The organism is Streptomyces sp. NPDC028722 (assembly GCF_040637655.1).
Taxonomy (GTDB): Bacteria; Actinomycetota; Actinomycetes; order Streptomycetales; family Streptomycetaceae; genus Streptomyces.
Genome location: NZ_JBEZWU010000005.1, coordinates 79,927 through 92,500, shown reverse-complemented (window position 1 = coordinate 92,500; position 12,574 = coordinate 79,927). Strand labels below are relative to the sequence as shown.

The following is a 12,574-nucleotide window of genomic DNA, read 5'->3' as shown; positions in this document are numbered from 1 at the left end:
GCGCGCCCCGGACGCCGACAGCCGCTGGGACGGGCGCCCTGACGACCGGCGGGACGGGCACTTGGACGACCGGCGCGCCCCGGACGCCGACGGCCGGCGGGACGTGCGCTCGGACGACCGCCGGGACGGGCGATCCGGCGACCGGCGGGACGTGCGCTCGGACGACCGCCGGGACGGGCGATCCGGCGACCGGCGGAACGCACCTCCGGACGACCGCCGGGGTACGCACCCGGACGCGCCCGCCGACGGCCGCCGGAACGCACCCCCGGACGGCCGTCGGGTCGACGCGCCGCGCCCCCGGGCCGGAGCGCCCGCACGGGAGGCGTCCCGTTCGCCCGACGGGACGCCCGCACGCGGTGTGCCCCGGCGCCCGGACGCCGCTTCCCCGCAGACCGTGCCGGGACGAGCGGGCGGCGGTGAGGAGCGCGGCAGGCCGCGCTCCGCCGACGGCACCCCGGCGCAAGGGACGCCGCGACTCCGGGACGGTGCCGCCGCGCAGGGCGTGCCCCGGCCGCCCGACGGCACCCCCGCGCGCGGTGTGCCCCGGTCGCGGGAGGGCGCGTCCGCGCGGGGCGGGCATCCCGAGCAGCGGGAGACCGGGGGCGGCTGGGGTGAGTTCGGGGGCCGGCCTGCCGGTGCCGGCGGGACCGGCGTGGTGCTGCCGCGGCAGCGGCAGGCGGGACCGGACGGCCCGGGACGCGGCCCCGGGCCTCGGCAGGAGTACCTCCAGGCCTTCGAGAGACACGCCGGCGCCACCGGGGACGCGCAGGACGACGGCGGCTCCGCCGCGCGCGCGGGACGGACCCGCCGTACAGGCCCGCGGCGGCCGGCCGACGAGCCGCAGACCGTCGCCCCCACGGGCGACGGCGTCGTGGTGCCCGCCCAGCGCGGCGGGAGCAGGGGACGGGCCTTCACCGGCATCGCGGCGGCGGCCGTCACGACCGTGCTCGCGGTCGTCGTCGCCGGGCAGGTCACCAGGGGCCGGGACGACGACGCCGTGAAGTCCCCCTCCGCCGGGCAGGCCGCCGGGGCGAACGCCTCCGGGGTGCCCGCGCCGTCCACCGCGCCGGACGTGACGGCGCTGTCGTACGACCAGAAGATGAACCGGACGTACCCGCTCGGCGCCGAGCTGAAGGGCTCCGGGAAGTTCGACGCCGTGCCCGGGTCCGCCAAGGCGCCCGGCACCGGCCAGAAATACCGGTACCGCGTGGACGTGGAGCAGGGACTGGGGCTGGACGGCGAGCTGTTCGCCGAGGCCGTGCAGAAGACCCTGAACGACGACCGCAGCTGGGCCCACGGCGGTGCCCGCACCTTCGAGCGCGTGTCCTCCGGCAAGCCCGACTTCGTGATCACGCTGGCCAGCCCCGGCACCACCGCCACCTGGTGCGCCAAGTCCGGCCTGGACACCACGGAGGACAACGTCTCCTGCGACTCCGCCGCCACCGAGCGGGTGATGATCAACGCGTACCGCTGGGCGCAGGGAAGCCGGACGTACGGCAGTTCCGCCATCCACGCGTACCGGCAGATGCTGATCAACCACGAAGTCGGTCACCGGCTCGGCCACGGGCACGTGAGCTGCCAGAAGAACAACGAGTTGGCGCCGGTCATGCAGCAGCAGACCAAGTTCCTGGACCACGACGGGATCCACTGCCGGCCCAACCCGTGGCCCTACCCCAGGAGTTGACCCCACTCACTTATGTCACATTGACACGAGTCGCAAGTTCGTTCATATTTCTGCCCATGTGGTCCCGTCATGCCGTCTCTCACAGCGCCGCCATCGAGCTGGCGCTGATCGGCGTGACCGCGCTCTGCGTGGCCGACATCGACTGTCGCTGACACCGCCTCCCTGGCGCTCGCGTCGCGACCCTTTCTTCCCTTTTCGTCCGTGACCGTGTCACGGACGTTTCGACGACCCGGCGCCGGGGCTGACGACTGTCCGCAGTCGTCTCATTCCTCGTCCGCATGTCTCACTCTTCGAGAAATCCTCGATCAGTTCCCGAGAGGTCGTCATTCCGATGCATCAACCGTCCGTCATAGCGCGCCGCGTGGCAGCGGCATCCGTCAGCCTGGTCGTGGCAGCGGGCGCCGCCGCCTGCGGCCCGAAGGACAGCGATGCCAAGGGCTCCGGCGGCGACTCCACGCCCCACAAGGGCGGCACGCTCACGGTTCTGAACTCCCAGCCGCAGAGCGACTTCGACCCCGCGCGTCTGTACACCTCCGGCGGCGGCAACGTCCCCTCACTCGTCTTCCGCACGCTGACCACGCGCAACCGCGAGAACGGGGCGGCCGGCGCCAAGGTCGTCCCGGACCTCGCCACCGACACCGGGCGCCCCAACAAGGACGCGACCGTGTGGACGTACACCCTGAAGAAGGGCCTGCGCTACGAGGACGGCACGCCGATCACCTCCGCCGACATCAAGTACGGCGTCGAGCGCTCCTTCGCCCCCGAACTCTCCGGCGGAGCCCCCTATCTGCGCGACTGGCTGGTCGGCGCCGCCGATTACCAGGGCCCGTACAAGGACAAGAAGGGCCTGTCCGCGATCACGACGCCGGACTCCCGGACCATCGCCTTCCACCTGAACAAGCCCGAGGGCGAGTTCCCGTACCTCGCCACGCAGACGCAGTTCACCCCCGTGCCCAAGGGCAAGGACACGGGCACCAAGTACGAGTCGCACCCCGTCTCCTCCGGCCCCTACAAGGTGGTCCGCAACGAGAACGACGGCGAGCACCTCGTCCTGGCGCGCAACACCAACTGGTCGGCGGCGACGGACCCCGAGCGCAAGGCCTACCCGGACCGGATCGACGTCCGCTCCGGCCTGGACTCCTCGGTGATCAACCAGCGGCTGTCCGCCTCCCAGGGGACGGACTCCGCCGCCGTCACCACCGACACCAACCTCGGCCCGGCCGAACTCGCCAAGGTGACCGGCGACAAGAAGCTGGCCGCGCGCGTGGGCACCGGTCACTTCGGCTACACGAACTACATCGCCTTCAACCCGAGGGTGAAGCCGTTCGACGACCCCAGGGTGCGCCAGGCGATCTCGTACGCCATCGACCGGTCGTCGGTGGTCAACGCGGCCGGCGGCAGCGCCCTCGCCGAGCCCGCCACCACCTTCCTGCCGGACCAGAAGTCCTTCGGCTACACGCCGTACGACCCGTTCCCGGCCGGCCGGACCGGCAACCCGGCCAAGGCCAGGCAGCTGCTCGCGCAGGCGGGTCACAAGAACGGGCTCACGGTCACCCTGACCCACTCCAACAACAAGGACTTCGAGACCAGCCCGGAGATCGCCACCGCCCTCCAGGACGCGCTCAAGAAGGCCGGCATCACGGTCACCTTGCAGGGCCTGGAGGACAACGACTACCGGGACAAGATCCACAGCGTGAAGACCGAGCCCGGGTTCTTCCTCGCCCACTGGGGTGCCGACTGGCCCTCCGGCGGCCCGTTCCTCGCCCCGATCTTCGACGGCCGGCAGATCGTCGAGGACGGAGCGAACTTCAACACGGGCCTGCTCGACGACAAGTCGGTCAACGACGAGATCGACCGGATCAACAAGCTGACCGACCTCACCGCCGCCGCCGCGCGGTGGGGCGCTCTCGACAAGAAGATCGGCGGGAAGGCCCTCGTCGTGCCGCTGTTCCACCCGGTCTACAAGCGTCTGTACGGCTCGGACGTCAAGAACATCGTCATCAGCGACTGGACCGGCGTCCTGGACATCTCCCAGGTCGCGGTGAAGTAGCACCGTGAGCGAGGCACTTGCCGCCGTCGGGGCCGCCGGGACGGACACCTCCGTCCCGGCGGCCCCGGGGGCCCGTCAGTTCTGGCGGCGGCTGCGGGCGCAGCGCGCCGCACTGGTCGCCGCGGCCGTCGTCGCGCTGCTCGTCCTGGTGGCGCTCGCCGCGCCCCTGCTCACCGCCCTGGAGGGCCAGGACCCCACCACGTACCACCCCTCGCTGATCGACTCCGCGCGCGGAGGCGTGCCCCTCGGCTCCTTCGGCGGCGCCGGCGCCGGCCACTGGCTGGGCGTCGAACCGCAGACCGGCCGCGACATGTTCGCCCGGCTCGTGTACGGGGCGCGGGTGTCGCTCGGCGTGTCGCTGGGCGCCACGGTGGTGCAGGTGGCCCTCGGCGTCGCCGTGGGCGTGGCCTCCGGGCTCGGCAACCGCTGGGTCGACGCGGTCCTGAGCCGCATCACCGACATCTTCGTCGCACTTCCGCTGATGGTCATGGCGCTCGCGCTGCTGGCCGTCGTGTCCAGCGGCTTCCCGCGGCCCGTCCTCGTCGCGCTGATCATCGCCCTGGTGTCCGGCTGGAGCACCACGGCGAAGATGGTGCGCGCGCAGACGCTCACCCTGAAGAACCTCGACTACGTCGCCGCGTCCCGGCTCAGCGGCTGGAGCATCGGGCGGACCGCCGTACGCGAACTCCTCCCGGGCCTCGCCGCACCGGTCATCACGTACGCCGCGCTGCTGATCCCGCAGAACATCAGCGCCGAGGCGGCCCTGTCCTTCCTCGGCGTCGGCGTGAAGCCGCCCACGCCGTCCTGGGGGCAGATGCTCACCTCGGCCGACGTCTGGTACCAGGCGGCCCCGCAGTACCTGCTGCTGCCGGCGCTCGCCCTGTTCGTCACCGTGTTCGCGATGACCGTCCTCGGTGACGGCGTCCGCGTGGCCCTCGACCCGCGCGCGGCCTCGCGCCTGCGCGTCGGCACCGGCCGCAAGCGGGAGGCCCGCGCGCAGACGGCCGTACCGGGTGTCGTACCGGGCGTCGTACCGGATGCCGCTGCGGTCCCCGCCCCGGACGCCGCTGTCGTCCCCGCACCGAGCCCCGCTCCGGACGCCGCTCGGGACACTGCACCGAGCCTCGCTCCGGACGCCGCCCGGGACGCCGCACCGAGTCCCGCACCGAAGAAGGAGGAGCGCGCGTGAACGGCTTCGCCGGCTTCGTCCTGCGCCGGGCCGTCGGCGCACTGATCACCCTGTTCGTGCTCTCGGTGATCATCTACGTCGTCTTCTACGTCACCCCCGGCAACGTCGCCCAGATCACCTGCGGCCCGCGCTGCTCCCCGGCCCAGGTCCACCAGGTCGCCGAACAACTCCACCTGGACGACCCGCTGTACGTGCGCTACTGGCACTTCCTGCAAGGGCTCCTCGCGGGCCAGGACTTCTCCACGGGCACCTCCGTGGAGCACTGCCCGGCGCCCTGCCTCGGCCAGTCCTACCAGACCGACCAGCAGGTCACCGACATCATCCTGACCAAGCTGCCCGTGAGCTTCTCCCTCGTGTCCGGCGCGATGGTGATCTGGCTGCTGCTCGGCGTCGGCACCGGCGTGCTGTCCGCCTGGCGGCGCGGCCGGCTCTCCGAGCGCGTCCTGACCGCGGTCACCCTTGCGGGCACGGCCACCCCCGTCTTCGTCATCGGCCTCGTCCTGATGATCGTCGTCTGCGGCGAACTGCAACTGCTGCCCTTCCCGCAGTACGTGCACTTCACCGACGACCCCGAACAGTGGGCCTGGAACCTGCTGCTGCCCTGGTTCTCCCTCGCCCTCATCGAGGCGGCCAACTTCGCCCGGCTGACCCGGGCGTCGATGCTGGAGACGCTGGCCGAGGACCACATCCGCACGTTCCGCGCCTACGGCGTCAGCGAGCGGGCGGTGATCACCCGGCACGCGCTGCGCGGGGCGACGGCGTCCGTCATCGCGCTCAACGCGGTCACCTTCGGCTCCGCCGTCGGCGGCGCCGTCCTCACCGAGACCCTCTTCGGCCTGCCGGGCATCGGCCAGGAGCTGGTGCACGCGGTGAAGGTCGTCGACCTGCCGGTGGTCGTCGGCATGGTGCTGGTCACCGGCTTCTTCGTGATCCTCGCCAATGCCGTCGCGGACGTGCTGTACGCGGTGGCCGACCGACGGGTGGTGCTCGCATGAGCCTGGTGGACGTCAGGGACCTGACCGTGGACTTCGGCTCCCTGAGAGCCGTCGACGGGCTCTCCTTCAGCCTGGAGGAGGGCGCCGCCCTGGCCCTCGTCGGCGAGTCCGGCTCCGGCAAGTCCACGGTCGCGGGCGCCCTGCTGGGCCTGCACCGGGACACCGGGGCCCGCGTCGGCGGCTCGGTCCGGGTGGCCGGTACCGACGTACAGGCCGCCTCCGACGAGGAACTGCGGCGGCTGCGCGGTGCCAAGGCCGCCATGGTCTTCCAGGACCCGCTGTCCTCACTCGACCCGTACTACGCCATCGGCGACCAGATCGCCGAGGTGTACCGCGTCCACGCGCGCGTGCCGCGCCGCGCCGCACGCGCGCGTGCCGTCGAGGTGCTGGACCGGGTGGGCATCCCGGACGCGGTCCGCCGGTCCCGGTCCCGCCCGCACGAGTTCAGCGGCGGCATGCGCCAGCGCGCTCTCATCGCCATGGCCCTCGCCTGCGAGCCGAGCCTGCTGATCGCCGACGAGCCGACCACCGCCCTCGATGTCACCGTCCAGGCCCAGATCCTCGACCTGCTGCACACGCTGCGCGAGGAGACCGGCATGGGTCTGCTGCTCGTCACCCACGACGTCGGCGTCGCCGCCGAGAGCGTGGACGACGTCCTCGTCATGCGGTACGGCAGGGCCGTCGAGCACGGCCCCGTCGGCGCGGTCCTCGCGGCACCCGCCGAGGCGTACACCCGCGCGCTCCTGGACGCCGTCCCGCGCGTGGACGCCCGCCGGACCGGCTCCCCGGCCACCGACGAGGTCGTGCTGGAGGCCACCGGCGTGCGGCGCGAGTTCGGGCGCGGCAAGGGCGTGTTCGCGGCCGTCGACGACGTCTCGCTGACCGTGCGCCGCGGGGAGACCCTCGGCGTCGTCGGCGAGAGCGGCAGCGGCAAGACCACGCTCGGCCGCATGCTCGTCGGGCTGCTGGAGCCGACCGCCGGCACGATCCGCTACGAAGGACGCCCGCACACCGGCGTGAACCCGTCCGTCCAGATGGTCTTCCAGGACCCCGTCTCCTCCCTCAACCCCCGCCGCAGCGTGGGCGAGTCCATCGCCGATCCGCTCCGCGCGCGCGGGACGGGCGGCCGGGAGCGGGGGAGGGACGAGGCGCGCATCAGGGGGCGGGTGACGGAACTCCTGGAGCGCGTGGGCCTCGAAGGGGCGCACTACGACCGCTACCCGCACGAGTTCAGCGGCGGACAGCGCCAGCGCATCGGCATCGCCCGGGCGCTCGCCGCCGAACCGCGCGTCATCGTCTGCGACGAACCGGTCTCCGCGCTGGACGTCACCACGCAGGCCCAGGTGGTCGCCCTCCTCGGCGAACTCCAGCGGGAACTGGGCCTCGCCCTGGTCTTCATCGCGCACGACCTCGCGGTGGTCCGCCAGGTGAGCGACCGGGTCGCGGTGATGCGGCGCGGCCGGCTCGTCGAGTACGGGCCCGCCGACGAGGTGTACGACACCCCGCGCGAGCCGTACACCAGGCAGCTCCTGGCCGCCGTACCCGCGCTCGACCCCGAACTCGCGGCCCGGCGCCGCGCGGCCCGGCGCGAACCGGCGGCGGCGTAGCGCCGGCCCGCTCGGCTCCTCACCGGGTATTACTGGGGATCACCGAGGAGCACCGGGGATCACCCGGGATCACTGGCGACCACCGGGTGATCGCATGGTGCTTCCTTAGCGCGACGTGACGCGACCCGCACGCGAAAGTCACGACCGTTCACCCCTTCTGGTGGTGCGACGGACAACCGTCCATCGCACCACCGCCTTGTCCGCTTACGTTCGTCCCGCCGCGAGCCGCCGGGACAACGGCGGCTCCCCAGAGGGGAGATCGGGGGTGCACACGTGCGCGTAGGACTACTTACGGAGGGTGGCTATCCGTATGTGAGCGGTGACGTCGGGCTCTGGTGCGACCGGCTCGTGCGCGGGCTCGGGCAGCACGAGTTCGACGTCTACACGCTCGGCCCCGGCCGGTGCCAGGAGGGCGACGAGCACCCCGTCCCACTCCCCCCGCAGGTCAGCCGGGTGCGTACGGCGCCACTGCGGACAGCCGAGCCCGACGGGGTCGCGTACGGACGGCGCGCGCGCCGGCGCTTCACCGAGTGCTACGGCGAACTGGTGGGAGCGGTGTCCGCCGGGGCTGTCGGCACCGGCGCCGACAGCGCGTCCGGTGTTCCGGCGGACACGGTGTCCGGCGGGGCTCCCGACATCGGCGCCGACGGCGTGTCCGACGAGTTGGCGGACCGTTTCCGCAGCGGGCTGTACGGGCTCGCCGAACTCGCCCGCGAGAAGGGCGGACTGGTCGGCGCCCTGCGCTCCGACTCCGCCGTACGCGCCCTGGAACGCGCCTGCCGCGCACCGGGCGCCCTGCGCACGGCGCGCGAGGCGCGCGTACCCGAGCTGCTCGCCGTCACCGCCCACCTCGAACGCGCCCTGCGCCCCCTCTCCCTCGACTGGTATGACGACGACGGCCTTGGCGCGGCCGACCTCTGCCACGCCACCACCGGCGGCCCCGCCGCCCTCTCCGGGCTGCTCGCCCGGCACTTCTGCGGCCTGCCGCTGCTCGTCACCGAGTACGGCGTCCGACTGCGCGCGCACTACCTGGGCGCGGGCCCCGACACCGCCACCCCCGCCGTACGCGCCCTGCTCGCCGCCTTCCACGGCCGGCTCGCCGCCGAGGTGTACCGCGCGGCGGCGCTCCTCACCCCGGGCAACGCGCACGCCCGCCGCTGGCAGGAGCGGTGCGGCGCCGACCGCGCCCGCATCCGCACGGTGTACCCGGGCATGGAGGCCGCCCGCTTCACCGAGGCCGGCGAGTCCCCGGACCGCGCCGACCCGCACACCCTGGTCTGGATCGGGCGCGTCGAACCCGCCAAGGACCTCGTCTCGCTGCTGCACGCTTTCGCCGAGGTCCGCAGGGAGAGACCCGAGGCCCGCCTGCGCATCCTCGGCGCGCCCCTGGACGTCCACGGAGCGGCCTACCTCGGGCAGTGCCGGGCGCTCGCCGCGCAGCTCTTCCCGGACGAGGCCGACGGTGTGCACGCCGTCGGTGACAACCCCGTCTCCTTCGAGGAGATCGGCGGCCCCGAGGCACCCACTCTGGCCGACGCGTACGCCGCCGGCGCGGTCGTCGTCCTCTCCAGCGTCGTGGAGGGCTTCCCGGTCAGCCTCGTCGAGGCCATGTTCTGCGGCCGGGCCACAGTGTCCACGGATGTGGGCGCGGTCGTGGAGGTCATCGGCGGCACGGGACTCGTCGTACCCCCGCGCAACCCCAGGGCGCTCGCCGAGGCGTGCGTCGGGCTGCTGCGCGACCCCGAGCGCCGTGCGCGCCTCGGCGCCGCCGCACGCGCCCGCGCACTCGAACTGTTCACCGTCGAGCAGAGCATCGCGGCATTCCACGCCATTTACCTGGAGATCGTCTCGCACAGCCCGGTCCGCCGGGTCGTCCTCGACAAGGCCGGCGCCCCGCTGCCGTTCGCCACCCCCGCCGAATCCCGCGTCCCCGGCCACTGGACCGGCCCCACGCCCCGCGCCCTGCCCGGCTGGGCCACGGCCACCCCGGTACGGGCGACACGGCCGGCGACCCCGGAGGGAGCGCGATGAACGACGTGGACAGCCGGCACCCGGGAACGGGGGGCATGAGACTTGGTTCGGCGGACGGACTCGGGGGGTTGGGCTCCGGTTCGGCGGGCGGACCTGGCGGTGCCGGCCCCGGTTCGCCGCGTGGGCGGGCGGATGAGTCGGGCGGGCCGGGATCCCTCGTTGTGCGCGCGGCGGTTGTGGAGGACGCCGGGAGCGGAGCGGAGCGTACCGGGGCGGACCGCCCGGGAATGCCCGGGGGAGCCGATCCGTGGAACGCGCGGTCGGGAGAGTGGCTGACGAACGAACCGGCCGGCTCACGATCACCGGCCGACCCCTTCGACGAGCCCGACCGAAGCGGCCCCGGTATGCCTGCCGATCTCATCAGCGACTCCGCCCTGAGCGGCGCCGGACCGACGACCGCCGCCGTCGCGGATCCAGGGCCCGTCTCCGGGCCGCCGGCCGGTCCCGCCGGGGCACCAAGGGCACGCCGACTCGCCCCTGGTTCGCCCGCCGACCCCACCGCACAGTCCCCGAGGTGCGTTCCGGCACCACCCGGGACCCGGGATGCGGCGGACGGCGCCAGGCGGCGGGCGTCCGAGCCCGTGGACGCGGTGGAAGCGGTGGACGCGGTGGGCGGTGCCCGCGACGCGGTGGCCGGCCCCCGCGTCGTGACGGACCCGGCCCTCGACCGGAGGTCTGAGTCTCCGGCTCGGCGCGGACCGGCTGACCCCGTGAAAGTCCTGCTGCACCAGCACCGTGAGCTGTGTGAGCGGGCCGTGGACCCGTTGGAGATCGCCGCCGGACTGGAGGCCCACGGCGTGACCGACCGGACCGCCGCCCGCTTCCGGCACCGTGACGTCTTCTCCCTCGCCGAGGAGCTGTACGCGCGCGTGCCGCGCACCGGCGAACCGCACCTGGCACCCGAGTTCCTGCCCGTGCCCCGCGCCCGTGCGAGCTGGGCCCTGCTCAGCCTCCTGCCCGGGACACTCGGCGCGGCCACCGTGACCGGACTGCGCCTCACCCACGGACACCCCCGCCTGTTGGTGGCCCTCGGTGGCGTCCTCGCCGTGGCCCTCGCCACGCGTGTGGCACTGCGCCACGGCCCGCTCGCCGATCCGCCCGGCACGCGTGCGCGGCGATCCGCGTACGCCGCGCGGGCGTGGACCCTGTGGCTGGTCGCGTACGCGCTGGTCGGCGACGGCCTCCTCCACCGCGTCGTGACAGGCGGCCCGGACGTACCGCTCGCCGTCCCCGCGAGCGCTCCCTGGCCCACGGCCACCGCCCCCGTCCTCGCCCTCCTGCTGGCCTGCGCCCCCGCGGCCTGGTGCGCCCACCTCCTCACCGCCGGCGCCCGCCGCGGGCTGGCCGGCAGCCGGGGCCTCGGGGATTTCACGGCCGCCGCCAAACCGCTGCTGCTCGGCACGTTCGCCCTGTTCCTGTGCGCCTTCGCCGGTCTGCTCCAGCTGTGCGCCACGGTCCTGCACGAACCCGCGGCCCGCCCGCAGGCCCTCACCCTGGGCGCCCTGCTCCTGCTGGGCCGTCTGCTCACCGTGCACCGCCACCGGCGTGCCCCCGTGCTCGCGCTCGGCGCCGCGGCGGTGGCACAAGCGGCGGCCCTCGCACTGCCGTTGGCCGCCCGGCTGCCCGGCTGCGCCTTTCTCGCGGCCCCGGTACGGACCGTTGTCGGCGCCGCGGGGGAGGCCGCCGTACCGGTCCTCGCCTGCGGCACCGCGGCCCTGGCCCTGCTGCTGCACGCCGGCCGCACCCTCACCCAGGCCTCGGCCCACGCGCCCACGGGAGCAGTCGAGTGACTCTTCTGCCCACCGGTCCGACCCACCGCCGGAGGCACCCGCATCACCCGTTTGAAGGAGAACACCAGATGACCACCTCCCGACCCGGAGCGTCCGGCGCCACCGGAACCGCCGGAGCGGCCGGAACAGCCGCAGGGACCCCCGAAGCAGCCGCTACCACCGGCGCGCACACCCCGGGAGCCGCCCGATGAGGATCCTGCTGATCGGAGCCAACGGATTCATCGGACGCTTCGTCGCCGACCGTCTGCTCGCCGACCCGGCCGTCCAGCTCACCGCGCTGGGCCGCGGCGATGACGCCGATGTCCGCTTCGACCTCGCCACCGGCAGTCCGGGCGCCCTCACCCGCTTCCTGGACGCGGTCCACCCCGGGGTCGTCGTCAACTGCGCGGGCGCCACCCGCGGCGGTGCCCGCGAACTCACCCGGCACAACACCGTTGCCGTGGCCACCGTCTGCGAGGCGCTGCGGCGCAGCGGCTGCGGTGCCCGGCTGGTGCAGGTGGGGTGCGGTGCGGAGTACGGCCCGAGCCAGCCCGGCTCCTCCACGGCCGAGGACGCCGTACCGCGCCCCGGCGGCCCGTACGGTGTCAGCAAGCTCGCCGCGACCGAACTGGTCCTCGGCTCCGGTCTGGACGCCGTCGTCCTGCGCGTCTTCTCGCCGGCCGGTCCCGGCACCCCGGCCGGTTCTCCGCTCGGCCGGCTCGCCGAGGCGATGCGCCGGGCGATGCAGTCCGGCGACGGCGAGCTCAAACTCGGCGGTCTCGGCGTACAGCGCGACTTCATCGACGTCCGCGATGTCGCCCGGGCCGTGCACGCCGCCTCGCTCTCCGCCGCACAGGGCGTGATCAACATCGGCTCCGGCCGCGCCGTCCGCCTCAGGGACGCCGCCGCCGTCCTCGCGCGCGTGGCCGGGTACGGCGGCGCCCTCCACGAACTCGACGTCCCGCCCGGGCCGCTGCGCGGCACCATCGGCCACCCGCGCGCGGAATCCGACCACACGGCCCCGATGGCGTACCCGTACCCGGACGGCTGCGGCAGCTGGCAGCAGGCCGATGTGCGCACCGCCCGCGACCGGCTCGGCTGGCGGCCCCGCATCGCCCTCGAGGAATCCCTGGCCGACATCTGGATGGAGGCGGCCTGCCGCATCTGAGAGGGCGGCGGCACGCCGGCGCGCGGACGATGCCCGGTTACTGGGACGACTTCGTCTCGCCGGTCGGAACGGGTGTCTCGG

Annotated in this window: 9 protein-coding genes; all 9 read left to right on the top strand. The window is 74.0% G+C overall.

Going from position 1 to position 12,574, the window contains the following annotated elements:
- The first annotated feature begins 394 nt into the window (after positions 1-394).
- Positions 395-1,684, top strand: coding sequence for a DUF3152 domain-containing protein (locus tag AB0F03_RS10070; RefSeq protein WP_361989109.1), 1,290 nt, complete (start codon positions 395-397; stop codon positions 1,682-1,684).
- A gap of 56 nt (positions 1,685-1,740) precedes the next feature.
- Entirely contained in the window at positions 1,741-1,836 is a 96-nt protein-coding gene (locus tag AB0F03_RS10065) for an Ms4533A family Cys-rich leader peptide (protein ID WP_356825865.1), read from the top strand.
- A gap of 179 nt (positions 1,837-2,015) precedes the next feature.
- A complete protein-coding gene (locus tag AB0F03_RS10060; RefSeq protein WP_361988395.1) occupies positions 2,016-3,734 on the top strand; it encodes an ABC transporter substrate-binding protein in 1,719 nt (572 codons plus the stop codon).
- Between the two features lie 4 nt (positions 3,735-3,738).
- Positions 3,739-4,923 (top strand): ABC transporter permease, encoded by a 1,185-nt coding sequence (locus tag AB0F03_RS10055; protein ID WP_361988392.1) that lies wholly within the window; start codon positions 3,739-3,741, stop codon positions 4,921-4,923.
- A complete protein-coding gene (locus AB0F03_RS10050) occupies positions 4,920-5,918 on the top strand; it encodes an ABC transporter permease (RefSeq protein WP_361988389.1) in 999 nt (332 codons plus the stop codon). Before AB0F03_RS10055 ends, AB0F03_RS10050 begins: the two co-directional genes overlap by 4 nt.
- Positions 5,915-7,525 carry an ABC transporter ATP-binding protein gene (locus AB0F03_RS10045; protein ID WP_361988387.1) on the top strand — a complete coding sequence of 537 codons (1,611 nt, stop codon included), beginning with the start codon at positions 5,915-5,917 and terminating at the stop codon, positions 7,523-7,525. Before AB0F03_RS10050 ends, AB0F03_RS10045 begins: the two co-directional genes overlap by 4 nt.
- A 273-nt stretch (positions 7,526-7,798) precedes the next feature.
- Positions 7,799-9,556: a DUF3492 domain-containing protein gene (locus AB0F03_RS10040; RefSeq protein ID WP_361988384.1), complete on the top strand. Its 1,758-nt coding sequence runs from the start codon at positions 7,799-7,801 to the stop codon at positions 9,554-9,556.
- 647 nt (positions 9,557-10,203) lie between these two features.
- Entirely contained in the window at positions 10,204-11,346 is a 1,143-nt protein-coding gene (locus tag AB0F03_RS10035) for a hypothetical protein (RefSeq protein ID WP_361989106.1), read from the top strand.
- A gap of 187 nt (positions 11,347-11,533) precedes the next feature.
- On the top strand, positions 11,534-12,493 hold the full coding sequence (locus AB0F03_RS10030; protein WP_361988381.1) for an NAD-dependent epimerase/dehydratase: 960 nt from the start codon (positions 11,534-11,536) through the stop codon (positions 12,491-12,493).
- The last annotated feature ends 81 nt before the right edge of the window (positions 12,494-12,574 follow it).

What these genes read in the sequence shown, in the direction of transcription:
- AB0F03_RS10065 (WP_356825865.1), top strand. Translation starts at nt 1,741, where the DNA reads ATGTGGTCCCGTCATGCCGTCTCTCACAGCGCCGCCATCGAGCTGGCG.
- AB0F03_RS10060 (WP_361988395.1), top strand. Translation starts at nt 2,016, where the DNA reads ATGCATCAACCGTCCGTCATAGCGCGCCGCGTGGCAGCGGCATCCGTC.
- AB0F03_RS10045 (WP_361988387.1), top strand. Translation starts at nt 5,915, where the DNA reads ATGAGCCTGGTGGACGTCAGGGACCTGACCGTGGACTTCGGCTCCCTG.
- AB0F03_RS10030 (WP_361988381.1), top strand. Translation starts at nt 11,534, where the DNA reads ATGAGGATCCTGCTGATCGGAGCCAACGGATTCATCGGACGCTTCGTC.